Genomic DNA, 26619 nt, shown 5'->3' on the forward strand with positions numbered 1-26619 from the left:
CCGGCTCAGCCCAGCGTCACGCGCTCGGGGGCCGCCGCCTTCAGCGCATCGGCGTAGATCAGCTTGCGGTAGAGCGTGCGCAGGTCTTCCTTCGGCTGCGTTGCAAGACCGGCCTCGATGGCCCACTGTGCGTTCAGCACCAGGTCGTCGAGCAGGCGGTTGTCCAGCCGCACGCCGACGGAGACGGTGTCCAGCCCGGCCTTCGTGACTTCCACCGTGGCCTTGGTGCGCTCAGCGACCAGCGCGATCGCGTCCGTCGTCTGGGCGCGGTAGAACTTCTCGGCGTCCAGCAGGCTGCGTACCGCGGCTTCGACCAGCTTGGGCTTGCCCTGCACCAGCGCTTCGCTGGCCGTGAGCACGTAGTGGCTCAGGAACACCTTCTCCAGGCCGGTGTCGTCCAGCAGCCTGACCTTGCCGCCGCTGTCGGCCACCGCCTTCTGGCCGGAGTCCCATCCCCAGGCGAAGGCGTCGATGTCGCCGCGCGTCACGGCGGTGACGGCATCGGGGCCGCGCAGGTTGACCAGCGTCACGTCCTTCAGCGCAAGGCCGTGCAGCGAGAGAAAGCGGCTCAGGAAGTAGTGGCCGCTGGTGCCGATGGTGGTGGCCACGCGCTTGCCCTTGAGCTGCGCGCCGGTCTGGATGCCGCGGTCGGTGCGGGCCGCGACCACCATGCCGCTGGACAGCCGCGAGAACTCCGCCACGATGACCGCCGGCACGCCGTTGGCGCCCGCCAGGCCCACCACGCTGTCGGTCGAGGTGGCGAACTGCGCCTTGCCGGCCACGGCCGCGTCGAAGGCCAGCCGCCCCGAGGTGAACTGCAGCGTGGTCGCCTCGATGCCATGGTTCTTCCAGTAGTTCTTGCTGGAGACGAGGTAAGGAATGGCCCAGCTGAAGCCCTGGCTTTCGGCGACCACGATCTTCTCGGCGCCGGCCTGCTGGGCCCAGGCGGAGGAGCCGAGCGCCAGGCCTGCGAGGCCGAGGCCGAACTGGCGGCGGTCGATGGAGTGCGAACGTGTCATGCGGGTACCCGAAAAAAGCAGAAGAAAAACGGAGAGGAAAAGGAAAGAAAACCGCGAGCCGATTCCGTCAGCCGTAGCCGTACGGGTTGGGCGCCTCGCCCGCCAGCAGCCATGCGCCGATACTCTGGTGCCGGTAGTCGAGCGGGTCGTGCAGCGTGTGGACGCGCACGTTGCGCCAGTAGCGGTCGAAGCCGTGGCGCGCCGCGGTGCCGCGCGCGCCCACGAGTTCGAAGATCTGCGAGGTCACCTGCAGCGCCACGCGGCCGGCCTGGGTGCGCGCGGAGGCCACCTCCACGGCCAGCGCGGCGCGCTCGCCGGCGGTCAGTTCGTTGCCGCGCTCCCAAGCCTGCTGGAAACGTTCGTTGGCCAGGTTCGAAAGCGCCGTGGCGGCCCGCAGGCTCGACCACATCTCGCCGGCGCGCAGCTGGAGCATCCGGTCGTCCTCGGAGCGCGTCACGCCGGCCATGGGCCACGGCTGCGTCTGCGTGCGCAGGTAGCCGATGGCCTCGCGCAGCGCGCCGAGCGCATTGCCGAGATAGATCTCGGTGAGCACGATCTGCCCGATCAGGTTTCGCAGCGTCGCGCGCGGGCTCGACGCCACGCCGGGCGGGCCGAGCACCTCGTCGTGCGCAATTTGCACGCGCTCGAAGGAAACGCTGCCGCTGTCGGTCTGGCGCTGGCCCATGTTGTCCCAGTCGTCGTGCACGCGGATGCCGGCGCGCGAGGTCGGCACCACGGCGAAGACACGGTCGGTGGGCTCGGGGCCGAGGGTGACGGAGACATTGAGCACGTCCGAATCGGAAGCACCCGAGCAGAAGCCCTTGATGCCGTCGATCTCCAGCCCCTGCGGCGTGCGCGTGGCAGTGAGCCGCGTGTCGCGCGCATTCACGGCGTTGCCCCAGAACCAGCGGTGCTCCACCGCCTGGCCCAGGTAGCGCGCCTGCTGTTCCTGCGAGCCGAACAGCAGGACGCTCGCCACCTGCAGGTGCTGGAAGCCGAACAGGTGCGCGAGCGAACTGTCGGCCTGCGCGAGCCGCCGCAGGATGCGGAAGATCAGCGGCCACGCCGCCTGCTGCCCGCCGAAGGCCGAGGGTATGGCGAGCGTCAGCAGCCCGCTTTGCCGCAGCAGCTGCCGCTCGGCCAGCGCGGTGCCGCCGGCCCGGTCGCGCGCGGCGGCCGTTGCTGCCAGCGAGGCGGCGAGCGCCTGGACGGCCGGGGTGAGGTCACCGAAGTCTTCATCGAAGGGATCGGCGGGAGATGGGGAGGGAGAAGATGACAAGGGATTCCACCCGGCTTCAAGGAGCGAGGGAACCGCTCGACAAGGGAGCCATCGAGTCTAGGAACGAAGGTTCGCATGCAGAACGAAGGAATCCGCATGACCAAATGCGAATCCCGTTATTGCGCCGGCCGTCGTTCAGGGGGCTTCGTGCAGCCTCTGCCTGCGACGGGACGAAGCTGCCGCCGTCACGCGACCTTCCGCCCCTTCACGGAGAACTGGTTGACGGGCCGCTCCAGCCCGAGGTTCTCGCGCAGGGTGCGGCCTTCGTACGCCGTGCGGAAAAGGCCGCGGCGCTGGAGTTCGGGGATCACGAGGTCCACGAACTCTTCCAGCGATTCAGGCAGCACCGGCGGCATGACGTTGAAGCCGTCGGCAGCGCCGTTCTCGAACCATTCCTGCATCCTGTCCGCGATGGTCTGCGGCGTGCCGACCACCACCCAGTGGCCGCGCGCGCCGGCGAGGTATTCGTAGAGCTGCCGCACGGTAAGCCTGTCGCGCCGGGCCAGCTCCAGCACCACGTGGGCGCGGCTGTTGCGCCCCGGCGGCGGCTCCGGGATGTAGGGCGGGGGCGCATCGAGATCCCAGGTCGACAGGTCTTCGTCGGGCCAGAAGGTGTGCAACGTGTTCAGGCCCACGGATGGATGGATCAGGCTCTGGAGCTTCGCCCACTTGGCCTCGGCCTCCTCCTGCGTGCGGCCGATCACCGGCGATATGCCGGGCAGCACCAGCAGCTGCTCGGGCCTGCGGCCGTACTTGGCCAGCCGCCCCTTCACGTCGCGATAGAACGCCTGCGCCTCGGCCAGGCTGGTCCAGGCGGTGAAGATGGCTTCGGCCGACGCAGCCGCGAGCTCGCGCCCGGGTTCCGACGACCCTGCCTGCACGATCACCGGATAGCCCTGCGGCGGCCGCTCCAGATTGAGCGGGCCAGCGACCTTGAAGTACTTCCCCGAATGGCTAAGGGCATGCAGCTTGGCAGGGTCGAAGTACTTGCCCGAGACCGGATCGCGCTGGAACGCGTCGTCCTCGAAGCTGTCCCACAGGCCCTTGGCCACGTCGATGAACTCGTGCGCCTGCTCGTAGCGCGAGGCCGGGTCGGGGTGCCTGTCGAGGCCGAAGTTGCCGTGGACGTTGTCCGCACTGGTGGTCACCACGTTCCAGGCCGCGCGCCCCTTGCTGAGATGGTCCAGCGAAGCGAACTTGCGGGCCAGGAGAAAGGGATCCTCGTAGGTGGTCGAGGCCGTCGCGACGAAGCCGATGTGCCGCGTCACCGCCGACAGCGCCGCCCACAGCGTCACGGGCTCGAAGTAGGACACCCTCCCCTGGCGGCTGAAGGCTTCCTCGTCGCCGTGGAAGCCGACGCCGGGCGTGTCGGCCACGAACACCTGGTCGAACAGGCCGCGCTCGGCCGTCTTGGCGACCTCGATGTAGTGATCGATGTTGACGCCCGAATCGACCTGCGACCCCGGATGGCGCCATGCGGCCACGTGATGGCCGGTGGCCATGATGAAGGCGCCGAGGCGCAGCTTGCGTTGACTCATGAGATGCCGTGCTGGAATGAACGGCATCTGGCGTGCCGCAAAGCACGCCACGTTAGACCGCCGCGGCGGCCGCGCCAAAGAAGAATTCCGCGCTTCCTTATTCACGCGGCACCGGCACTACCAGGAAGCCGCCTCGCCGCTCGCCTGCAGGTGCCGCCCAACGCCTTCCCTGCCGCTGGGATCGAACATGTAGCCCACGCCCCAGACCGTCTGGATATAGGAAAACGCCCCGTCTTCCAGAAGCCTGCGCAATCTCGAGACCTGCACGTCCAGGCTGCGATCGTAGGCGCCGAGCTCGCGTCCGCGCGCCACCTGGGCGATCTTCTCCCGCGACAGCGGCTGGCCCGTATGCCGCACGAGCACCTTGAGGATCGCGATCTGGACGGTCGTGATGCCGAGGATCCGGTCGCCCTTGCGGAGCGTGCGGGTGCCCAGGTTGAATTCGAAGGGCCCGAACCGCACGATCTCGTTCGCGATCGAGGGGCCGCCCGGCTCTTCCCTCGGGGAGCTGCGCCGCAGGATCGCCTGGATGCGTGCGCGAAGCTCCCGTGGATTGACCGGCTTGCAGACATAGTCGTCCGCGCCCATCGTCAGGCCGGCGATCTTGTCCGCGTCCTCGCCCTTCGCACTGAGGATGATGATCGGCGTGCGTACGCCCATGGCGCGCAGCCGCCGGCAGACCGACAGGCCGTCCTCGCCCGGCAACAGCACGTCGAGCACGATGAGGTCTATGGCGCGGCGAAGCAGGATCGACGCGAGCGACCTGCCGTTCTCGGCCTCGAAGACCTCGTAGCCCTCCTGGGAGAGATAGCCGCCGATCAGTTGCCGCAGTCGGGGGTCGTCGTCGACGACCGCGATCGCGTCGGGGCGATGGTGGCCTGTCATCCAAGCGCCTCCTTGCCGCACCGGATGAGGCGGCATGAACCTCGATGGCACTGGCTTCCCGAGCCCGTCTTCTCCCCTTCCACCCCGGCAGACCCCTCGGTCTTGCGTAAAATCAAATGCAAAATCATGGAAACCGGCTCGATTCATCAAGTTCGGCATCGGCCACAAGGCCATGCGAAGAACTTTGATTTATAGGGCCGGCTGCATTGATTGATCTAATCCACTAACGGCCTCGGGAACGCCAGCCTGAGCGCTTTTCTCGCTCTCGCTCAGTCGAAAATCGCCCAGCCTCAGTGGCGTCTATTCGGAGGATTAGCGACGGGAAGCATCACGCAAGGAGCCGTCGATTCGCGACGCGCGGCTGCCCATCTTCCCGCACGGCAGAGACGATCAGAGCGCTCCGGCACTCTCCGGAAGAATGCCGTTGAGCAGGTGGTCGCCCACCACGGTGTACTTGTGCCGCACCGGATCGTGCAGCGTGTGCACCCGTGCATTGCGCCAGTGCCGGTCGAAGGCATGCGGTGATTGCGCCGAGCGCGTTCCGCACAGTTCGAAGAGCTTGCTGGAGGCAAGCAGCGCCACCTCCGAAGTAAGCACCTTGGCCTCGGCCACGGCCAGCGACGCAGCCGCCCGAAGCGCCCTGTCGGGCTCGGCGATTGCCGCATCCACCGCCAGGCCCGCCCGCTGCGTCATGGCTTCGGCGGCATGGATGCGGATCTGGATTTCCCCGGCCTGCGCGATGACCAGCGGGTCGACTACCGCGCGCGGCGAGCTCTCTGGCTGGCTTATCGACGAGTGCCCGCGCAGGAAGCGCACCGTGTCGTCCAACGCCGCCTGCGCGATGCCCAGGTCGATGCCCACATGGCTGAGCTGCGAGACGGCGCCCATGGCCTGTTCGCTGTAGGCACGGTGGATAGGCAGCACGCACAGGTCCGGCAGCTCGACCCGGTCGAGCCGCACGCGGCCGCTCGCGGTGGTGCGCTGGCCGAAGCCCTGCCAGTCGTCCTCGATCGAGAGGCCGGGCGTGCCGGCTGGAATGACGGCGACCGTCTTCTCGCCTGCCTCGTTCTGGCCGATGACGGTGACGTAGTGCGCGAAGAGCGCACCCGTGGCATAGATCTTCTCGCCGCTGAGCACGTGGCCGCGCGCGGTGCGGGCGATGACGGTCGGCTGCACGCCCTGCTTTCCAGGCGCATCGGTGTTGGCATTGCCGAAGCGGCAGCCGCGCAGGATCTCGCCCAGGAAGAAGTCCTTCTGCGCGGCGGTGCCTATGGTCGAGAGCCAGAACACCGCGCTGTTGTGGTTCTGCTGGATCTGGCCGATGGACGCATCCGCCGCGGAAAGAATCGCGAACACCTGCGCCACGGTGGCATAGGACACGCCCGCGCCGCCGTGTTCGCGCGGCACGTTCATGGCCCACAGGCCCGCGCCCGAGACCAGGTCGAGTTCCGGCTCGGGCAGGATGCGATCGCGGTCCCGCTCGGCCGAGCCCTCGGCGATCAGGCCGGCGATGCGGCGCGCGGCCTGGAGCACTTCCGCATCGGAGCGCAGCACCTGCCCCGCCTGCACGGCGCGCGCGGTGCGGTGGGCGGGCTGCTGGCGCTTGGTCACCGAGGCGAGCACGGCATTCATGAGGCAGCCACGCGATGCCGCGGCAGCCGCCCGAAGAAGGGATGGCTCGGATCGTTGAAGCCCGGTAGCGACGAATGGCCGGTGGTCACCAGCGCGTCGACCAGCGCCTCGTCTTCGTCGCTGAAGCGGTACTGCAGCGCCGGCACGTAGTCTTCCCACTGCTCCAGCGTGCGCGGGCCGGCAATGGCGGACGTGATCAGCCGGTTGTTCAGCACCCATGCGAGCGCGAACTGGCCGGGCGTGATGCCCCGCCCCTCGACGTGCTCCTTCACGCGCTGGGCGATCTGCAGCGACTCGGCGCGCCACTCGGTCTGCAGGATGCGCTTGTCGTCGCGGCCGGCACGCGTGCCGGGCGGCGGCGCCTTGCCGGGCTCGTACTTGGCGGTGAGCACGCCGCGCGCGAGCGGGCTGTAAGACACCACGCCCACGCCGTAGTACTCGGCCGCGGGCAGGTGCTCGGACTCGACCTGCCGGTTGGCCAGGTTGTAGAGTGGCTGGCTCGCCGCCGGCCGGTCCACGTTCAGGGCGTCGGCCGTGCGGCTGAATTCCGCGATCTTCCAGGCACTGTGGTTCGACAGGCCGTAGCTGCGCAGCTTGCCCGCGCGGATCAGGTCGCCCAGCGCGCGCACCGTCTCGGCCACCGGCGTGGCGCGGTCCTCGCGGTGCAGGTACAGCAGGTCGATGTGGTCGGTGCCCAGGCGCTTCAGGCTGGCCTCGACAGACTGCACGATGCCGTGTCGCCCCGTGCTCCTGTTGTTGGGGCCGGCGATGTCCGGATCGGCGTTCGCGAACTTGGTCGCCAGCACCCAGCGGTTGCGGTTGGGCGCCACGAGCTGGCCCACCACCGTTTCCGACTCGCCCTTGTTGTAGGCATTGGCGGTGTCGATGAAGTTGATGCCCTGCTCGAAGGCCCGGTCGGCAATGCGCTGCGCGGTGGCGCGGTCGGTCTGGCCGCCGAACATCATGGTGCCGAGCGTCAACGGCGACACGAGGATGCCGCTGCGGCCGAGGGGGCGATAGTCGATGGTGCTCATGAAGGAAGTTCTTTGGTATCGGGTGAGAAAAGAGGCGCCTACAGGCGCAGCCCCGCCTGCTTCATCAGCGGCAGGATGCGGTCGCCGAAGAATTCGAGGTCGGGCTTGAAGTCGAAGAAGCTCAGCTGCAGGCCGTCGATGCCCGCGCGCTTGAGCTGCACGAACTGCTCGACCACCTGCTCCGGCGTGCCGATGACTTCGATGTTCCCGCCGATGGCGCGGCGCTTGGGCGCGTCGTTGCCGACGCGGCCGCGCCAGGCGTGCGCGTCGCTGTCGAAGCGGTTGAAGCTGGTCTTCGGGTCGGCGTCGATGTGCGCGACGATGGCGTCGTGGTAGTCCCAGGTCTCGCGCTCGGTCTCGCGGCTGATCACCATCGGGTTGAGCAGCGTGCGCACCTCGCGGCCCACGTCGCGCGCCGCCTGCTTCACGCGCGCGGCGTGCGCCGGCAGCGCCTCGATGGCGCTCGCGAAGCTGGAACCGCTCGGGCTGGTGATGAACACGATGTCGGAGTAGCGCGCCGCGAAGCCGATGCCCGCATCGGAGCCGGTGGCGTTCACCAGCACGGGCCGTCCGAAGCGCGGCTTGGGCGAGACGAACGCGCCGTCAAGCTTCCACGGCGATTCGCCCTTGAACGACCAGTTCTCGGTGTCGGCCCACAGCCGCTGCACCACTTCGAGGAACTCGGCCGCGAGCTCGTAGCGCCGGTCGTGCTCGATGCGATGAGAGCCGAACATCTCGTGCTCGACCGCGCGGTGGCCCGTGACCACGTTGATGCCCCAGCGCCCGCCCGAGATGTGGTCGAGCGTGGCGGCGTACTTGGCCAGGTGCAGCGGATGCAGCGGGCCATAGAGCACGTGGATGGTCGATATCAGCATGATCCGGCTCGTCAGCGCGGTGAGCGCGGCCGTGGTCATGAACGAGTCGAGCGCGTTGCCGTTGAAGACGCCGCCATAGCCCCCCTTGGGAAGCCATTGCGAGAGCGCGAACACCAGGTCGAAGTCCAGTCGCTCGGCCTTCAGAACGAGATCGCGGTTGTAGTCGAAGCGCCAGTCGGTGGTGCGCGGCAGTGTCGACGCGCTCCAGCCGCCCGCCTGTATCGGCAGGAACAGCCCCAGCAGCACGGGCTGCCTGAAGGCCTGGGAGATCGGGCTTTCGCTGAATTCGGTCGGAGCGGCAAAGCGCTCCCATCCGGCAATGGCGCCGGGCCGTTGTGGCAGGGACATTTGAAATTACCTTCCGAGGTCCGGGATTCTGGTCAGCCGTACCCGAATTGGCACGCCCGGAATCCGCATATCCAAATTCGCGGGATTCATCATCAGGCTCAGAAGACCTTGCCTTCCTCCAGGTGCTTCGTGGTGCCGTTGAGGTGGTAGTCGCCGATCACGCGCGCTTTCTGCAGCAGCGGGTTGTGGCTGAAGATGGTGCGCAGGTTGCGCCAGTGGCGGTCGAAGTTGTGCCTGCGCGAAGTGGCCGAGGCGCCGCCGGCCTCGAAGAGGCGCTCGGCGGCCTGCAGCGCGATCCGGCTCACCGCCAGTTGCGTCTTGGCCGTCGCGAGCGCACCGTCGAGCACCAGTTGCTGCACGCCCTCCTCATCCGCGTCGCCGTTCGCGGCGCCGCGCCTCAGGGCCTCGGCCGATCGGTCGAGCTGCCGCGCGTTGTCGGCGATGAGCGCATCCACCGCATGCGTGTACGTAGCCAGGTCGCCCAACACCCATTGCGTGAAGTGGTCTTCGGCTGCCGAGGACGCCGGGCTGTGCGCCGCGGGACGGGCGTGATGCCGCGCGTAGTGCACGGCGTCGCTGAACACATTGCGCACGATGCCCGCCGCGACGGCTACGAGGTAGAGCTGCCGCAGCGAGGAAGCGTGGCGCCGCTGCAGGCTGCGCGGCGAGGTGAGCACGATCTCGTCGGGCCGTATCTCCAGCCCGTCGAACTCCAGGCTGCCGCTGGCCGTGAGCCGCTGCCCCATGCCGTCCCAGTCGTCCTTCACGTGAAGGCCTTCGCGGCCGGTGGGCACGATCACCGTGGCATCGCGGCCTTCCTCGTCGCGCACCGCGATGCTCGCGAAGTCGGAAAACGCGGTGCCGGTCGCGTAGTACTTGCTGCCGTTGAGCACGAGCCTGTCGCCCTGCCGTTCGAGCGCGGTGGTCACCGTGCCCGAACGCGGCGTGCCGAGTTCGGTGAAGGCGCCGCCGAACAGGGCCCCCTCGAGCACGCGGGCCAGCTGGCGGTCGGCATCCGCATTCGGCGGTGCGGAAGTCCACAGCTCGATGGCGTTGTAGTGCGTGCGCAATGCGTGCGCCACGTTGGAGTCTGCCGCGGCCAGCGTGGCGACGACCTGCACGAGGTCTTCGATCGAGCCGCCGGGGCCGCCGCGATCAGCTGGGATGCGCAGCGCGCCCAGCCCCGACGCGCGAAACAGCGCGAAAGCCTCGAAAGGCAACGTGCCTTCGCGTTCGCGCTGCGAGGCGCCTTCGGCAATCGCCGCGGCCAGCGCAGGCAGCCGCTCGAGCAAGGTTCTGAGTTGGGCACCTGGCACGGCGCGATCGACGGCATTCATTGCTTGCATTTCCCGTAAGCGGCAGAGGCTCGGGAATATAGGCCGCGGCACTCATCGGTTTGCGCATAAGCAAACTCGGTTTTCGGCTCGGTGCGCAGCACGCCGGGCACCCGTCGCGACTGCATTTCGATGATCGAAAAAATGCTAAGCGCCGGGACGGATTTCCAAGACCATCGTCAGCCTTTCGAGCCACTCGCGGACACGGTGATCCATCCCATGCTTTCATTTCTTCTCCTCGCAAAACTGAAGTTCGACCGGCGGCTGATTCACCTCGCGCTGGCCGCCCTGCCCTTCACCGCAAGCGCGCAGAACGCCGCCGCGCCCACGCCGGTGAGCGGCGGAACGCTGACCTACGCGGTGTCGCAGGAGCCGACCTCGCTGGTGTCCTTCCTCGACACGAAGACGGACAACCGAAACATCAGCGCCAAGGTCACCGAGGGCCTGCTGCGCTACGACGCGAAGTTCAACCCGCAGCCGCTGCTGGCCACCTCGTGGCAGGTCAGCGCCGACGGCCTGAAGTACACCTTCAAGCTGCGTCCGGGCGTGAAGTTCCACGATGGGCGCGACTTCACCGCCGAGGACGTGCGCTACTCGGTGCTGGTCCAGAAGAAGCAAGGCCCGCGCGGACGCATCACGCTGGCCAACGTGGAGCGCGTGGACGCGCCCGATCCGCTCACCGCGGTGATCGTGCTGGCCAAGCCCGCGCCCTTCCTGTTGAAGTCGCTGTCGTCGGCGGAGCTGCCGATCGTGCCGGCCCACCGCTATGCCGACGGCGACCCGCTCTCCAGCCCGAACATCTCGGCACCCGTGGGCACCGGGCCGTACATCTTCGAGCAGTGGGTGCGCGGCAGCCACCTGGTGCTGCGCAAGAACCCGGCTTACTGGCGCAAGGACCGCCCGTACATCGACCGCGTGATCGTGAAGTTCGTTCGCGACCCGGCCGCGATCTCCACCGCCATAGAGACCGGCGAAGTCGACGTGGCTCAGGGCGTGAGCCTGGCCGACCTCGAGCGGCTGTCGACGAACCCGAAGCTCAAGGTCGACGACGGCTACGACGGCTTCCTCAACAACGCCTCGTTCCTCGAGTTCAACGTGGAGAACCCGGTCCTGGCGAACGCCAAGGTGCGCCACGCCATCGCGCAGGCCATCGACCGCAACTTCATCCGCAACACGATCTACTACAAGCGCGTGGAGGTCGTGAACTCGCCGATCCCGCGCGTGCTGTCCGACTACTACGACGACAGCACCTTCCGCTATCCCTTCGACGTCGCCGCGGCCAACCGCCTGCTCGACGAGGCGGGCCAGCCCAAGCAGGCCAACGGCCAGCGCTTCTCGCTGCGGCTGAGCTACATCCCCGGCGCGGAGTTCAAGCGCACGGCCGACTACCTGCGCTCCGCGCTGGCGCGCGTGAGCATCAAGGTCGAGATCGTGGACGGCGACCTTCCCACCTTCCTCAAGCGGGTCTACACCACGCGCGATTTCGACATCAACATCAACGGCCTGGGCCGCCTCTTCGATCCCACGGTGGGCGTGCAGCGCATCTACTGGGGCGACGGCGTGCGCAACCCGCTGATCTGGGTGAACGCCGCCCACTACGACAACCCGCAGGTCGACGAGCTGTTCCGCCAGGCCGCCGTCGAACTCGACGCGGGCAAGCGCGCGGCGCAGTTCAGGCAGGTGCAGCAGATCGTCGGCCGCGAGCTGCCGGTGCTTCCGATCGTCGCGGTGCCCTCGATCGTGGTGCACAGCGCGCGCCTGCACGACTTCCACAACAGCATCGACCTGATGTCGGGCGACCTGGCCGACGCATGGATCGAACCGCGCAAGTGACCACCCGAAAGCCCACATGACCACCCAGGACCTTCATCACACCCTTCTGGATTCGCTGACCTTCGCGAGTGCCCGCGCGCAGGCCGAGGCGCTGGCCGCCGGCCGCGTGTCGGCAGTCGATCTGCTGGAGCATGTGCTCGCGCGCATCAGCCGCTTCGACAACGACCTCAACGCAGTGGTGGTTCGCGACGACGAGGCCTCCCGCGCGGCGGCCCGCGAAGCCGACGCAGCCCTGGCGCGCGGCGAGCGGCGGCCGCTGCTCGGCGTGCCGATCACGGTGAAGGAATCGTTCGATGTCGCCGGCTACGTCACGAGCAGCGGCAACCCGGACTATGCGAACAACGTGGCCGCGCAGGACTCCCTGGCCGTCGCGGCGCTGCGCGGCGCCGGCGCGGTGATCGTCGGCAAGAGCAACGTGCCGCTGGCCCTCGCCGACCTGCAGAGCTACAACGACGTCTACGGCGTGAGCAACAACCCTTGGGACACCGCGCGCACGCCGGGCGGCTCCTCGGGCGGCTCGGCCGCCGCGCTCGCGGCAGGCTACGTGGCGCTGGAGCTGGGCACCGACATCGGCGGCTCGATCCGCATTCCGGCGCACTTCAACGGCGTGTACGGCCACAAGCCGACGGCAGGTCTCGTCGCGCTGCGCGGCACCGGCGTGCCCTCGGGCCGGCTGGCCGATCGCGACCTCGCCGTGGCCGGTCCGCTGGCGCGCACCGCGTCCGACCTCGGGCTCGCGCTGGACCTGCTGGTCAACCTCGAGCCGCTGGCCGCCAAGGCCTGGAAGGCGACCCTGCCGCCGGCGCGCCACGCCAAATTGAGCGATTTCCGCGTGCTGGTGATCGACCAGTGGCCCGGCAGCGCGCGCAGCCTGCACGAGGCGCTGGTGGTCGATCGCGTGGTGGAGCGCCTGCGCACGCAGGGCGTGAAGGTGACGCGGCCTTCGGAGCTGCCGGCCGGCCTGCTGCCCGACCTCACGCAGTCGCACCGCGTCTACCGCAGCCTGCTGGGCTCCTCGCTGGCCACGCCGCCCGCGCTGAGCAAGTCGGCGCAGAAGCGGCTAGAAGCTCTCTCGCCCGACGACGACAGCGCCGATGCCGCATGGCTGCGCGCGCCCACGCTGCGCCACGGCGAATGGCTGAAGGACAACGAGCGCCGCGTGGCGCTGCGCCACCAGTGGGAGCGCTTCTTCGAGAACTTCGACGTGGTGGTGACGCCGGTCGCGCCGCTTCCGGCCTTCCGCCACAACCACACCGAGCCGAAGGACGAGCGCACCTATCCCGTCGCTTTCGAGAACGGCACGCGCGAGGTTCGTTTCCTCGACCTGTTCCACTGGGCCGGCCTGCCGGTGCTGCCGGGCCTGCCGGCCACCAGCTTCCCGGTCGGGCTCGACGAAGACGGCCTGCCGGTGAGCGCGCAGGCCGTCGGCCCCTATCTCGAGGACCGCACGACCATCGCCTTCGCCGAACTGCTCGAGCAGGTCTACGGCGGCTTCATCGCGCCGCCCGGTTTCGGAGGGAGCGGCGCGGCATGAGGCCCACGCTGCCCATCAGCCGACGGCGCTTTCACCGGCGTGTTCTCGGCGGTCTCGGCCTGCCCTTGGCTGCACCGGCACTGGCGGCCACCGCCGCAACCCCGGCCGATGCGCCGCGCCGCGCGCAAGGCGGCGTCGTCACCCTGCTCACGGCGCTGGAGCCGCCCACGCTGGTCGGCCTGGTCAACTCCGCCGCGGGTACCTTCCTGGTCTCGCCCAAGGCGGTGGAAGGCCTGCTGAGCTACGACTTCGAGCTGCGCCCGCGCCCACAGCTGGCGGTAGCGTGGGAGGTGCAGCCCGACGGCCTGCAATACACCTTCCGGCTGCGGCGCGGCGTGAAGTGGCATGACGGGCGCGACTTCACCTCGGCCGATGTCGCCTTCTCGATACTCGCGCTCAAGGCCTCGCATCCGCGCGGCAGGGCCACCTTCGCGAGCGTGTCCGAGGTGCGCACGCCCGATGCGCACACGGCGGTGCTGGTGCTCAGCCGCCCTGCCCCGTTCCTGCTCACCGCGCTCGCGGCGGCTGAGTCGCCGATCGTTCCGCGCCATGTGTACGAGGGCAAGGACCTGGCCACCCATCCGGCCAACAACGCGCCAGTGGGCACCGGTCCCTTCGTCTTCAAGGAATGGGTGCGCGGCAGCCACGTGATCTACGAGCGCAACCCGAACTACTGGGACCCGGGCAAGCCGTACATCGACCGCCTGGTGGTGCGCTTCATTCCCGACCAGGCGGCGGCCGCCGCCGCGCTCGAGAGCGGCACGGTCGACCTTGCCGGCGCCACGCCCGTGCCCATTCCCGACCTCGACCGCCTGAAGGACCTGCCTCACCTTGGCCTGGACACGCGTGGCAACGAGTACTTCAACAACTCCACCACGCGCATCGAGTTCAACCTCGACAACCGCTACTTCAAACACGCGAAGGTGCGCCAGGCCGTGGCGCATGCGATCGACCGCGAGGTGATCCTGAAGACCGTGTGGTACGGCTACGGCATCGCCGCGCCCGGGCCGATCTCGCCGGTGCTCAAGGCCTTCCACGACCCGAAGGTGGCGGTGCCGCGCTTCGACCGCAAGCGCGCCGAGGCGCTGCTGGACGAGGCCGGCTTTCCGCGCGGCGCCGACGGCGTGCGCTTTCGCGTGAGCCACGACGTGTTCGACGGCGGCGGCAACCGCGTGGGCCAGTACATCCGCCAGGCGCTGGCGCGCGTGGGCATCGACGTGACGGTGCGCACGCAGGAGTTCGGCAGCTACATCAAGCGCGTGTACACCGACCGCGACTTCGACTTCAACAACCAGGGCATGAGCCAGATGTTCGACCCCACGGTGGGCATCCAGCGCTTCTACTGGTCGAAGAACTTCCGCCCCGGCGTGCCGTTCTCGAACGGCGCGCACTACGACAACCCCGAGGTCGACCGGTTGCTGGAGGCCGCGGCGGTGGAAAACGACCCTGCGAAGCGCCGCGCGCTCTTCAGCGAATTCCAGCGCGTGATCGCCGCCGAGCTGCCGACCATCGGCCTCGTGGCCGTGGCGCAGGTCACGGTGGCGAACCGGCGCATCGGCGACCACACGGTCGGCGCCGACGGGCTCTCGGGCAACTTCGCCGACATCTACATCAGGGCCTGAGACCATGAACGACAACGCCATCCATCGCCGCCTCTTCCTGCAGGGCGGCGCGAGCCTGGGCCTGGCGGGCCTGGCGGGCCTGGCGCCCGCGTGGGCGCAGGGGCTCCCTGCACCCACCACCACTACCGGCGCCCCGGTGCGCGGCGGCACGCTCACCGTGCTGATCGACCCCGAGCCGCCGACGCTCACCACCATCGCGCATTCGGCGGGCTCGTCGGTGCTGATCTCGGCCAAGGTCACCGAAGGCCTGCTGAGCTACGACTTCGACCTCGCGCCGCAGCCGCAGCTTGCCACCGCCTGGTCCGTGAGCAGCGACGGCCTGCAATACACCTTCACCCTGCGCCGCGGCGTGAAGTGGCACGACGGCCGGCCCTTCACCTCGGCCGACGTGGCGCACTCCATCGGCCTGCTGAAGCAATACCACCCGCGCGGGCGCGCCACCTTCTCCAGCCTGGCCGAGGTGCGCACGCCGGACGAGTTCACGGCCGTGCTGGTGCTGTCGAAGCCGGTGCCCTACCTGATCACCGCGCTCTCCGCCTCCGAATCGCCCATCGTGCCGAAGCACCTGTACGAGAGCGGCAAGGCCGATGCCAACCCGGCCAACAACGCGCCCGTCGGCACCGGCCCCTTCGTGTTCAAGGAGTGGGTGCGCGGCAGCCACGTGACCTACGAGCGCAACCCGAACTACTGGGACAACCCCAGGCCCTACGTCGACCGGCTGATCGTGCGCTTCATTCCCGACGCGGCGGCCCGCGCCGCCGCCATCGAGAAGGGCGAGGTGCACCTGAGCCCGGGCACGCCGGTGCCGCTGGGCGACGTCGAACGGCTGCGCGCCAAGCCGAACCTGGTGTTCGAGCCCAACGGCTACCAGTACATCAACAACGTCTCGCGCGTGGAGTTCAACCTGGAGAACCCCGCCCTGCAGGACCTGCGCGTGCGCCAGGCCATCGCGTACGCCATCAACCGGCAGGTGGTGCGCAAGACCGTGTGGTACGGCCAGGGCACGCTGATCCCGGGGCCGGTGCATCCGGCGCTGAAGAAGTTCTACGTGCCCGACCTGCCCGTGCTGCCCTACGACCTGAAGCAAGCCGAGGCGCTGCTCGACGCGGCGGGCATCGCGCGCGGCAAGGCCGGCGGCAACCTGCGGCTGAAGCTCGGCCTGGTGCCGATCCCCAACGAAGGCGGCCAGCGCACGGCCGAGTACCTGAAGCAGAGCCTGGGCCGCATCGGCATCGAGGTCACCATCAACTCGCAGGACTTCGCGACCTACGTGCGCCGCGTGTACGCCGACCGCGCCTTCGACCTGCACGTGAGCGTGATGAGCAACACATTCGATCCGACCGTGGGCATCCAGCGCCTGTACTGGTCGAAGAACTTCAGGAAGGGCCTGCCGTTCTCGAACGGCTCGGGCTACAGCAACCCCGAGGTCGACCGCCTGCTCGAGGCCGCGGCCGTCGAGGTGGACGAGGGCCGCAGGCGGCAGGCCTTCGCGGAGTTCCAGCGGCACATCGTGCGCGACCTGCCCGACATCACGCTGCTGGCCATCGACAACTACACCATCGCCGACCGCCGCGTGCACGGCCACACCGTGAGCGCCGACGGCATCGCCGGCAACCTGGCCGGCGCGTGGATCGGCGCCTGAAACCGAGGAACACACTCAATGACTTCGCCTTCGTCCCCCACCGGCACCAGCCCCGGCGTGCTCTGGTACACCCGCTGCCCCGTGCCCTCCCCGCTCGGCATCGCCGCCCGGCAGGGCTGGCTGGCCGAGACCTTCGCCGAGGAAGGCATCGCCATCGAATCGATCATCGACTCGAAGGACCGCAGCATCCGCGAGAGCCATTTCGACCATCACCTGGCCTGGTCCTTCCGCCAGGGCGGCAACATCCCGCCGATCTGGGCGCGCGCCAACGGGCGTGCCACGCGGCTGGTGGCCATCACCTGGACCGACGAGTTCCAGGCCATCGTGACACTGCCGGGCAGCGGCATCGCATCGGCCGAGGCGCTCGCGGGCCGGCGCCTCGCGGTGCCGCGCCGCGTGAACGACCTGATCGACTTCCACCGCGCGACGGCGCTCAAGGGCGTCGTGTCGGGCCTGTCGCTGGCCGGGCTCTCCACCGGCGACGTGACGCTGGTGGAGCTGCTGATCGAAGAATCGGTCATCGTCGCGCAGGGCGACCCGAGCCTCTTCGGGCTGCGCCGGCGCCATCCGTACTTCCGCGAGGTCGAGGCACTGGTGCGCGGCGAGGTGGACGCGATCTTCCTCAAGGGCGCCGAAGGCATCGTGGTGGCGAACCTGATCGGCGCGCAGGTCGTCGTGGAGTTCGGCAACCATCCCGATCCGAAGATCCGCATCAACAACGGCACGCCGCGGGTGCTCACGGTGGACGACGCGCTCTCGCGGCAGCGTCCCGACCTCGTGGTGCGCCTGCTCGGCGTGGTCGCGCGCGCGGGCCGCTGGGCCGAGGCTCATCCCGACGAGACGCTGCGCTTCGTCGCGCGCGAGATCGCCACCAACGAGGAAGCGGTGCTCGCCTCCAACGGCCCCGATGTGCACCGGCACCTGGGCATCGGGCTCGATGCGCCGCTGGTCGAGGCCATCGGGCATTTCAAGGATTTCTTGCTGCAGTGGGGTTTCCTGCCGGCGGACTTCGATCTCGACGCCTGGGTCGACCACGCGCCGCTGCGCGCGCTGCATGCGCAGGCGGGGCACGCCGTACCCGTGGCGCTGGCGGCCGCCGCATGAGCTCGCCGCCCCGCATCCTGGTGACGGGCGCCACCGGCCGGCTGGGGCAGCTGCTCGTGCCGCGCCTGCTCGCGCGCGGTGCCGGGGTACGCGCCCTCACACGCCATCCTGCGCGGGCCAACGGCCTCAGGGCGCAAGGCGCCGCAACGGCCGTCGGTGATTTCGACGACGGCGACACCCTGCGCCGTGCGCTGGAAGGCGTGTCCCATCTCTTCCTGCTGTCCCCGATCACGCCCACGCTGGCCGATCAGCAGATCGCGGTGATCGAGGCGGCCGCGGCAGCGGGCGTCGAACGCATCGTGAAGCTCTCGGGTTCGCACTGGACCATCGATCCGCCCGGGCGCTCGCTCTCGGGCGACGCGCACCGCGAGATCGAGGCCGCCTTGCGCCGCTCGGGCATCGCCCACCGCGTGCTGCGCCCGAACGCATGGATGCAGGTGATGCTCGCGCGCGTGGCGTCGGAGCTCGCGGCCGGCGACGAACTGCATGCGCCGCCGGGCGATCCGAAGGTCGCCTTCATCGACGCGCGCGACATCGCGGACGTGGCGGTGGAGGCGTTGTTCGAGCAGCCGGCCTCCCACGAAGCCTCGCCCGAGCCATGGGTGCTCACGGGCGGCAGCGCCCTTGGGTATGACGAGATCGCGAGCATCGCGTCGCGGCTCACGGGGCGCCGGATCGTCGCCACGCCGCTGTCCGCGCAGGCACAGCAGCAGCGGCAGGCGGCGAATGCGCCCTCGCCCTACATCGCCCGCGTGCACGCCCAGTTCGCGGCGCTGATCGTCGCCGGCGAAGCCGAGCCAGTGAGCGACACCGTGGCCGATGTCCTCGGCCGCCCGCCGCGCACGGTGGAAGCCTTTCTCGCGGAGACTGTCGCGGGCCGCGTGCCGGCCTGAAGATCGCGGGGCGGGCCATCCCGCCTCGCCATGCCCAACCCAAAAGCCCGCGAAAGGCGCATCATGGTGGCTGACGAACCCACGGTGCAGACTGTTCGCGAGGCAGAGCATGGCATGGTTCAAGAAGCTCTTCTGGGTCGGCGCAGGGCTCGCCGTGGGGGGAGTTTTTGTCGTGTTCGTGGCGGACGAGCTGAAGACCTCGCGGCTGCAATCGGCCTTCTGGCGCGACCTTGCCAGGGACGCCCGCTTCAGCGTCGACGCAGGCCCCAGCGACGCCATCCGCTTTCCCCGCACCGGGCCGCATGACGAGCGGCTGGGCTACCGGCAGCTTCCCGACTTCATCGACCGCCTGCAGCTCCATGGCTATGCCGTCACCCGCCAGGCGCGCATGTCGCCGCGGCTGATCGAGCTGCAGGAGCACGGGCTCTTCGCCCCCTACCGCGAGAAAAACCAGGCCGGCCTGAGCGTGCGCGACTGCCGCAACGAAGCGCTGCTGCACACGCGCGTGCCCGGGCGCGCCTACGAGCGCTTCGAGGACGTGCCCCCGCTGCTGGTGAGCGCCCTGCTCTTCGTCGAGGACCGCCACCTGCTGGATGCGCAGCCGGTGCAGCGCAACCCTGCCATCGACCCGGAGCGCTTCGCGAAGGCGGTGCTCGAGCAGGCTCTGCGAACGGTCAGCCTGGGCCGGACGGCGAGCGGGGGCAGCACGCTGGCCACCCAGATCGAGAAGTACCGCCATTCGCCGCAGGGCCGCACCGGGTCGGTCGGCGAGAAGCTGCGCCAGATGGCGTCGGCCTCGCTGCGCGCCTACCAGGACGGCGAGGACACGCAGGCGCGGCGGCGCCAGATCGTCGTCGACTACCTCGACACCGTGCCGCTGGCCGCGCGCCCGGGCATCGGCGAGGTGCACGGCCTGGGCGACGGCCTGTGGGCCTGGTACGGGCGCGACTTCCGCGAGGTCAACCGCCTGCTGGCCGACGACGCCGAAGGCGCCGCGCCCACGCCCGAGGCGCTCGAACGCCAGGCCGGCGCCTTCAAGGAAGCGCTGTCGCTGATGATCGCGCAGCGCCGCCCCTCGCAGCACCTGCTCGGCGACGGCGAGGGCCTGGCCCGGCTGACCGACAGCTACCTGCGGCTGATGGCCGAGGCCGGCCTGATCACGCCCACCCTGCGCGATGCGGCACTGCCGCTTCCCCTGCACCTGCAGCCCGAGCTGCCGCCGACGCCCCGGCCGGATTTCGTGCAGCGCAAGGCCACGACCGCGCTGCGCACGCATATCTCCACGCTGCTCGACGTGCCGCGCGCCTACGACCTGGAGCGCCTCGACCTCGAGGCCGAAACCAGTCTCGACAGCCAGGCGCAGGCCGTGGCGGCCCGGGTGCTGGCCGGCCTGCGCACGCCCGCCGCGGCCAAGGCGGCGGGACTGTACGGCTCGCACATGCTCGACCCGGGTGCGGACCCGGGCCCGCTGGTCTACAGCTTCACGCTGTTCGAGCGCGGCGCCGGGGCCAACCTGCTGCGCGTGCAGGCCGACAGCATCGACCAGCCCTTCGACGTGAACCAGGGCGCCCGGCTGGACCTGGGCTCGACCGCCAAGCTGCGCACCCTGGTGAGCTACCTGGAGCTCGTGGCCGAGCTGCACGCGAGCTGGTCCGGCCTGAGCACGGCCGAGCTGTCGGCGCTGGCGCCCAGCCCGCGCGACCCGCTGGGCACCTGGGCGCGGCAATACCTGCTGCGGGCCAAGGACCGCCGGCTCGCGCCGATGCTCGAGGCGGCCATGGAGCGGAAATACTCCGCGAATCCGGGCGAGGCCTTCTTCACCGGCGGCGGGCTGCACCAGTTCGAGAACTTCGAGCGCTCGCGCAACGGCAGCTCGATGACGGTGCGCGAAGGCTTCAAGCACTCGGTCAACCTGGTGTTCATCCGCCTGATGCGCGACCTGGTCCGCCACCGCATGTTCGGCGGCGCGACGGACCCCGAGCGGATGCTGAAGGACCCCGCCGACCCGCGCCGGCGCGAGCTGCTCGCGCGCTTCGCCGACCGCGAGGGCTCGGCCTTCCTCGTCCGCTTTCATCGCAAGTACCAGAACCGCAGCGCCGCGGAAGCCGAGGCGCTGCTGCTGCGCGGCCTCAGGCCTTCGGCGCCGCGCCTGGCGAGCGTGCTGTTCACGATCGAGCCGGATGCCAGCGAGGCACGGCTCGACGAGCTGCTCGCGCGGCAGCTCGGCCGGGGCGCGGCCTCGCCGCGCGAGCTGAAGGCGCTGCGCACCACCTACGCCGGCCTGTCGCTGGCCGATCGCGGCTACGTCGCCCGCGTGCATCCGCTGGAGCTCTGGCTGGTGGGATTCCTGCGGCGCCACCCGGGCGCGACGCTGGCCGATGTGCTGGACGCGAGCGCGGGCGAACGCCAGGAGGTCTACGCCTGGCTCTTCAAGACGCGCCACAAGAGCGCGCAGGACAGGCGCCTGCGCGAGTTGCTCGAGCTCGACGCCTTCGCACAGATCCATCGCTCATGGCAGCGCCAGGGCTACCCGTTCGCCTCGCTGACGCCGTCGTACGCCAGCGCCATCGGCGCATCGGGCGACCGGCCGGCCGCCCTGGCCGAGCTGATGGGCATCATCGTGAACGACGGCGTGCGGCTGCCCACGCAGCGAGTCGAGGCACTGCACTTCGCGCGCGACACGCCCTACGAGACACGCCTGGAGCCGCGCAACGCGAAGCCCGAGCGGGTGCTGCCGACGGAAGTGACGGCGACGCTGCGCCGGGCACTCTTCGAGGTTGTGAACGACGGCACGGCAAGGCGCCTGAAAGGCGCGCTCGCGGACGCGAGCGGCCGCGCGATCGACATCGGCGGCAAGACCGGCACCGGCGACCACCGCTACGAGCGCACCGGCCGCGGCGGCCGGGTGATCTCCGAGCGCAAGATCGACCGCTCCGCCACCTTCGTCTTCATGATCGGCGAGCGCTACTTCGGCACCGTCATGGCCTATGTGCACGAACCCTATGCCGCCCGCTACCGGTTCACGAGCGCGCTGCCGACCCAGCTGCTGAAGTCGCTGGGGCCGCAGCTGCTGCCCGTGCTCCAGCGCAGCGGGTGCGGGGGCGACTGATTTTTCCGGCGGCCGGCGGCTCAGGCCGACTTGCCGTCCCTCCCCACGCCGGAGCCCGGCATACCCGTTTTCGGGTATGGCCGTGGCGCTGTCGCCTCCCTACGATCCGCGCTGTCGATGGTTCAAGAAGGATCGCGGACATGCCCAAACGCGCTATACAGCCGACGCCGGCCTTCCGGCAGGCGGTGGACGACATGCAAGCCAAGGCCGGGCCGAACACGGTGGGGCTGGTCATGCGTTTCAACGAGGACGACAGCACGCTTCGCGACCTTTGGTCGGAGGGCTCCAATGCTCCGAAGCACAAGTACAACCCCCATCCGGCGGATCGGCCCGAGATGTGGCGCTGCGACCTGCCGGGTGGAGGCTCGCGCCGAGCCAACAAGGTCAACGACATTCGCGGCTATCACGCAGAGGAGATATTCATCGCCTGCTGGCCGGCCCTGCTGCGAGGTGCCGACCTGCAGGAAAACCAGCTGCGTTGTGTCGAGCTGGCGCTCTCGAAGAGCCCTTGCTATGGCGACTCGGGATCGTCGCTGCTGCGCCTCGCCAACACACCGAGGTACATGCCGGTCGGCTGCTCCTCGAAGCTTTACGAGTTCGTGCTGGCGAAGGACATGCGCATCGAATGGCGCATCGCATTCCTATCACTGAATGGCTCGGACGCGACAAGCTACGCCCCCATGGGCGGCATCGGCGTCGACCGGCTCATGAGTGCCAGGGAGCGACAGATCGCCGACGCAGCCGTTCAACAGGTCAGATATCAGGCAGTCGACGCGCCGCGGTCACTGGAGTTTGCCCGGCTTCAAGCCAATATGTCCACGTTGATGCGGCAGCGGGCAAATCAACTGACCGGTCACGACAAAGGCCTGCTGATGAATGAGGCTAGGGCAGAAAACCAGGCAGCCATCGCTTTGAGAGCCAGGGTGCAACAGCGATCCACGGCCTTGCAAACCCAAGCCAGAACCCTTTCCGTCGGTGTTGCGCAGCAAGGCATCGCGCTGCTCGAAGGCCTGCCCAATGTCGACGTCAGGCGGTGGATCTGATCCGCGTTTAGCGTCTGGACTTAGAGGCTCAGGCCGCCTTGCGCTGCTCCGCCCCCGGCACCGCTGCGATCAGGCTGCGCGTGTACGGATGCTGCGGCCGGTCCCAGATGTCGCGGTGGCTTCCGGTCTCGACGATCTTTCCCTGGCTCATCAACATCACGCGGTCGGCGATGTAGCGCACCACCGAGAGGTCGTGCGAGATGAACAGGTACGAGAGCCCGAAGTCCTCCTTCAGCTCCACCAGCAGGTTCAGGATCTGCGCCTGCACCGACACGTCGAGCGCCGAAACGGGCTCGTCGAGCACCACCAGCGAAGGCCGCAGCACCAGCGCGCGCGCGATGCCGATGCGTTGGCGCTGGCCGCCCGAGAACTCGTTGGGAAAGCGCCGCGCCGCGTCCGCCGGCAGGCCCACGCGCTCCAGGATGGCTGCGATGCGGCTGTGGCGTTCCGCGCGGTCCGACACGCCGTGCACCTTCAGCACCGATTCGAGGATGTCGAACACGCTGCGCCTCGGGTTCAGCGAGGCATACGGGTCCTGGAACACCATCTGCACGCGGCGGCGCCACGGCTTGAGCGCCTTCTCGGACAGCCCGGCGATGTCGGTGCCGTCGAACACGATGCGGCCGCCTGCCGGGTTCACCAGTCGCAGCAGCGTGCGCGACAGCGTGGACTTGCCGCAGCCCGATTCGCCGACCAGGCCCACGGTCTCGCCGGCGCGGATGTCGAAGGACACGCCATCCACCGCATGCAGCACGCCGCCGCCGCGCCTGGGGTAGTCGGTGCGCAGCTCCTGCACCGACAGCAGCGGCTCGCCCCCCGCCGCGCGAACCGGCAGGGCCCGTACCTTCGAAGCGGGTTGCGGCACGTGGAGCGTGAAGTCGCGCACGCCGGTGACGGGGTCGAGCCGCGTCTGTATCTCGGGCAGCCTCGCGTCGGCATGGTGCAGTGAGCTGCCGGCGTGCAGCGACGCGCCGAGCAGGCCCTTGGTGTAGGGGTGCGACGGTGTGGCGAAGAGCCTGGAGGTGGGGGCCTCCTCGACCTTCTCTCCGCCGTACATCACGGCCACGCGGTCGGCCCACTGCGCGACCAGGCCCAGGTCGTGCGTGATCAGCAGCAGCGCCATGTCGAGCTCGCGGCGCAGGCCGTCGAGCAGCTCCAGAATCTGCGCCTGGATGGTCACGTCGAGCGCGGTGGTCGGCTCGTCGGCCACCAGCAGGCGCGGCCTGCAGGCCACGGCCATCGCGATCATTACGCGCTGGCGCTGGCCGCCCGAAAGATTGTGCGGATGGTCGTCGATGCGCTGGTGCGGTTCGGGAATGCGCACCAGGTCGAGCAGCTCGATCGCGCGCTTGCGGGCCGCCGCGGGAGAGAGCTTCTCGTGCCTGCGCAGCGTCTCCTCGATCTGCGCGCCGATGGTGTGCACCGGGTTCAGCGAGGTCATCGGCTCCTGGAAGATCATCGCGATCTCGCGCCCGCGCACCTCGCGCAAGGCCGCCGGCGACAGCGAGAGGATGTCGCGCCCGTCGAAGCGGATGCTGCCGCGCAGCGCGGTGCCGGGTGCCAGAAGCCGCAGCAGCGCGAGCGCGGTGGTCGACTTGCCGCAGCCCGACTCGCCCACCAGCGCCAGCGTTTCGCCGCGCTGCAGCGTGAGGTCGAGCCCGCGCACGGCCTGGATGGGGCCGTTCGATCCGTGGAAGAAGACATCGAGGCCGCGCACGTCGAGCAGCGGCGCGGTGGTGCTCACCTGTTCGAGCGTCATTTCAGCGGCCCCTCAGGCGCGGGTTGAAGGCGTCGTTGAGTCCGTCGCCCACGAGGTTGAGCGCGAGCACCGTCAGCACGATGGCCGCGCCCGGCAGCGCCGTGAGGTACCACGCGGTGCGCAGCAGCTCGCGGCCCTGCCCGATCATGCTGCCCCACGACACCGCGTTGGGGTCGCCCATGCCGAGGAAGGACAGCGCCGACTCGATGAGGATCGCGCTGGCCACCAGCACCGAGGTGGTCACGATCACGGGCGGCAGTGCGTTGGGCAATATCTCCTGGAAGATGATGCGCGCATGGCTGAAGCCCTGGCTGCGCGCGGCCAGCACGAACTCGGTCTCGCGCAGCGCGCGGAACTCGGCGCGCACCAGCCGGGCGATGACCGGCCACGAGGCGAGCCCGATGGCGAACACGATCACCGGCACCGAGGGCTGGCCGATCGCGACCACCACGATCACGAACAGGAACGAAGGCATGGTCTGGAACAGCTCGGTGATTCGCACCAGCACGTCGTCGATGCGGCCGCCGAAGTAGCCCGCCGTGGCGCCCACGAGGACGCCGATCGCCAGGCTCAGCACGGCCGCCACCACGCCCACCGAGAGCGAGATGCGCGCGCCGTGCGCAATGCCGGCGATGACGTCGCGGCCCAGCGAATCGCTGCCCAGCGGGTAGTCGGCGTCCTGCCCCGGCCACAGCAGCGGCTGCGCCACCATGTCCAACGGGTCACCCGGATAGAGCAGCGGCGCGACCAGCGCCAGCACGAGCATGAAGGCCAGCAGCAGCAGGCCCGCCATCGCCGCCGGGTTGCGCACGAATGCGCGCAGCGCGGCATGGCGGCTGGAGAGTGGCCTGACATCCACTGCGGCCTTGGCCGTGACGACGGGCCTGGTTGCGGCCTTGGGAGCCGGCGCCGGGGCCGGCGGGTGCGCGATGGCGGTATCGAGTGGGAACTGTGCGGACATCGGGGATCGCAGTCGGGAAGATCGGAAATGAAGCTCAGCGCACCTGGATGCGCGGATCGAGCCAGGCATGCAGCAGGTCGACCAGCATGTTGGCCACGATGACCAGCATCGAGGACATCAGCAGCACGCCCAGCAGCACCGTGTAGTCGCGGCCCGCAACCGAATCGAAGGCCAGGCGGCCCAGGCCGGGCCAGCTGAAGACGGTCTCGACCACGACAGCGCCGCCCAGCAGCGTGCCGAAGTGCATGCCGGCGACGGTGGTGACCGGAATCAGCGCGTTGCGCAGCACGTGCCGCAGGTTGACGGCCCATGGGTGCAGGCCCTTGGCCTCGGCGGTGCGCACGAAGTCCTGGCGCGTCACCTCGAGCATCGCCGCGCGCGTGAGGCGCGAGAAGATCGCGATGTAGAAGCCCGACATCGCCAGCGCCGGCAGCACGAGGTGCCGCGCCACGTCGACCGCGTGCCGCCAGCCGGTGTAGCCCGCGCCGATGCTTTCACTGCCGCCGGTGGGCAGCCAGCCCAGGTGCACCGAGAACAGCACGATCGCCATCAGGCCGAGCCAGAAGCCCGGCGTGGAATACAGCAGCAGCGCGAGCACCGAGAGCGTGCGGTCCTGCCAGCGCCCTACCCGCGTGGCCATGATCGTGCCCAGCGCGATGCCGATGGCCAGCGCGAAGGCCAGCGCCGTAACCATCAGCAGCAGCGTGTTGCCCAGCCGCGCGCCGATCAGCGACACCACCGGCATGTTGTAGCGCGGCGAGACGCCGAGGCTGAAGTGCGCGAGGTTGTTGAGGTAGGCGCCCAGCTGGTGCAGCACGGGCAGGTCGAGCCCGAAGTGGCTGCGCAGCTGCGCCATGCTCTCGGCGGTGGCCGAGCCAGATTCGGCGGCCACCACGTCGGCGGCGTCGCCCGGAATCCACTGCATCAGCACGAAGTTGAGAAGAATCACGCCGACGACGGTCGGCACGGCCTGCCACGCCGTGCGCGCCAGCGTGCGGCTTGCGCTGCGCAGGTTCATAGAGGGTTCTGGAAGGAGGCGGTCAATCGGGCCGTCAGGCTATACGAGCGGCTTCACGCATCGAAGGAAGCTTTCCTTCTACGCATATCCGATTTGCTTCGTTGGCCAGGCGTCGCGCGCGCATCTAGATTGCGGTCCGACTTCCAGGGCCCCACGA

The 26619-nt window shown here is 69.3% G+C and carries 19 protein-coding genes; 8 read left to right on the forward strand and 11 right to left on the reverse strand.

Annotated elements, in window-relative coordinates; all coding sequences use genetic code 11:
* Positions 1-5: 5 nt before the first annotated feature.
* From EJP69_RS02485 to EJP69_RS02520, 8 genes are all read right to left on the reverse strand, one after another.
* Positions 6-1019, reverse strand: a complete 1014-nt coding sequence (locus EJP69_RS02485) for an ABC transporter substrate-binding protein (RefSeq protein WP_126468608.1) — start codon at positions 1017-1019, stop codon at positions 6-8.
* A 67-nt stretch (positions 1020-1086) separates the two neighbouring features.
* Entirely contained in the window at positions 1087-2298 is a 1212-nt protein-coding gene (locus EJP69_RS02490) for an acyl-CoA dehydrogenase family protein (protein WP_126468609.1), read from the reverse strand.
* Positions 2299-2483: 185 nt separating this feature from the next.
* Positions 2484-3836 (reverse strand): LLM class flavin-dependent oxidoreductase, encoded by a 1353-nt coding sequence (locus tag EJP69_RS02495; RefSeq protein WP_126468610.1) that lies wholly within the window; start codon positions 3834-3836, stop codon positions 2484-2486.
* 117 nt (positions 3837-3953) lie between these two features.
* Positions 3954-4721: a response regulator gene (locus EJP69_RS02500; RefSeq protein ID WP_126468611.1), complete on the reverse strand. Its 768-nt coding sequence runs from the start codon at positions 4719-4721 to the stop codon at positions 3954-3956.
* 390 nt (positions 4722-5111) lie between these two features.
* A complete protein-coding gene (locus EJP69_RS02505) occupies positions 5112-6353 on the reverse strand; it encodes an SfnB family sulfur acquisition oxidoreductase (RefSeq protein ID WP_126468612.1) in 1242 nt (413 codons plus the stop codon).
* Entirely contained in the window at positions 6350-7378 is a 1029-nt protein-coding gene (locus tag EJP69_RS02510) for an aldo/keto reductase (protein ID WP_126469266.1), read from the reverse strand. The genes EJP69_RS02505 and EJP69_RS02510 overlap by 4 nt, the downstream gene beginning before the upstream one ends.
* 47 nt (positions 7379-7425) lie before the next feature.
* Positions 7426-8610: an LLM class flavin-dependent oxidoreductase gene (locus EJP69_RS02515; RefSeq protein WP_126468613.1), complete on the reverse strand. Its 1185-nt coding sequence runs from the start codon at positions 8608-8610 to the stop codon at positions 7426-7428.
* Between the two features lie 98 nt (positions 8611-8708).
* Positions 8709-9947, reverse strand: coding sequence for an acyl-CoA dehydrogenase family protein (locus EJP69_RS02520; RefSeq protein WP_206169276.1), 1239 nt, complete (start codon positions 9945-9947; stop codon positions 8709-8711).
* A gap of 216 nt (positions 9948-10163) precedes the next feature.
* On the opposite strand from EJP69_RS02520, the gene EJP69_RS02525 reads away from it, so the two are divergent.
* The 8 genes from EJP69_RS02525 to EJP69_RS02560 all read left to right on the forward strand — a co-directional run bounded on the left by EJP69_RS02525 (position 10164) and on the right by EJP69_RS02560 (position 22724).
* Positions 10164-11777, forward strand: coding sequence for an ABC transporter substrate-binding protein (locus tag EJP69_RS02525; RefSeq protein ID WP_240652008.1), 1614 nt, complete (start codon positions 10164-10166; stop codon positions 11775-11777).
* Between the two features lie 16 nt (positions 11778-11793).
* A complete protein-coding gene (locus tag EJP69_RS02530; RefSeq protein WP_126468615.1) occupies positions 11794-13311 on the forward strand; it encodes an amidase in 1518 nt (505 codons plus the stop codon).
* Entirely contained in the window at positions 13308-14933 is a 1626-nt protein-coding gene (locus EJP69_RS02535) for an ABC transporter substrate-binding protein (RefSeq protein WP_126468616.1), read from the forward strand. The genes EJP69_RS02530 and EJP69_RS02535 overlap by 4 nt, the downstream gene beginning before the upstream one ends.
* A gap of 4 nt (positions 14934-14937) precedes the next feature.
* Positions 14938-16575 (forward strand): ABC transporter substrate-binding protein, encoded by a 1638-nt coding sequence (locus EJP69_RS02540; RefSeq protein ID WP_126468617.1) that lies wholly within the window; start codon positions 14938-14940, stop codon positions 16573-16575.
* Between the two features lie 18 nt (positions 16576-16593).
* On the forward strand, positions 16594-17679 hold the full coding sequence (locus EJP69_RS02545) for an ABC transporter substrate-binding protein (RefSeq protein ID WP_126468618.1): 1086 nt from the start codon (positions 16594-16596) through the stop codon (positions 17677-17679).
* Positions 17676-18572 (forward strand): NmrA family NAD(P)-binding protein, encoded by an 897-nt coding sequence (locus EJP69_RS02550; protein ID WP_126468619.1) that lies wholly within the window; start codon positions 17676-17678, stop codon positions 18570-18572. The genes EJP69_RS02545 and EJP69_RS02550 overlap by 4 nt, the downstream gene beginning before the upstream one ends.
* Before the next feature lie 109 nt (positions 18573-18681).
* Positions 18682-21681: a transglycosylase domain-containing protein gene (locus EJP69_RS02555; protein ID WP_126468620.1), complete on the forward strand. Its 3000-nt coding sequence runs from the start codon at positions 18682-18684 to the stop codon at positions 21679-21681.
* A gap of 140 nt (positions 21682-21821) precedes the next feature.
* Complete coding sequence (locus EJP69_RS02560) at positions 21822-22724, forward strand: hypothetical protein (RefSeq protein WP_126468621.1); 903 nt, start codon at positions 21822-21824, stop codon at positions 22722-22724.
* 28 nt (positions 22725-22752) lie between these two features.
* Here the strand turns inward: EJP69_RS02560 and EJP69_RS02565 are convergent, their stop codons facing one another.
* From EJP69_RS02565 to EJP69_RS02575, 3 genes are read right to left on the reverse strand one after another with little or no spacing between them, the layout of a single operon-like run.
* Positions 22753-24483: an ABC transporter ATP-binding protein gene (locus EJP69_RS02565; RefSeq protein ID WP_126468622.1), complete on the reverse strand. Its 1731-nt coding sequence runs from the start codon at positions 24481-24483 to the stop codon at positions 22753-22755.
* Position 24484: 1 nt separating this feature from the next.
* Positions 24485-25444, reverse strand: coding sequence for an ABC transporter permease (locus EJP69_RS02570; protein ID WP_276318361.1), 960 nt, complete (start codon positions 25442-25444; stop codon positions 24485-24487).
* Positions 25445-25478: 34 nt separating this feature from the next.
* On the reverse strand, positions 25479-26462 hold the full coding sequence (locus tag EJP69_RS02575) for an ABC transporter permease (protein WP_126468623.1): 984 nt from the start codon (positions 26460-26462) through the stop codon (positions 25479-25481).
* Between the last annotated feature and the right edge of the window lie 157 nt (positions 26463-26619).

It is taken from the genome of Variovorax gossypii, assembly GCF_003965815.1.
GTDB classification, from domain to species: Bacteria; Pseudomonadota; Gammaproteobacteria; order Burkholderiales; family Burkholderiaceae_C; genus Variovorax; species Variovorax gossypii.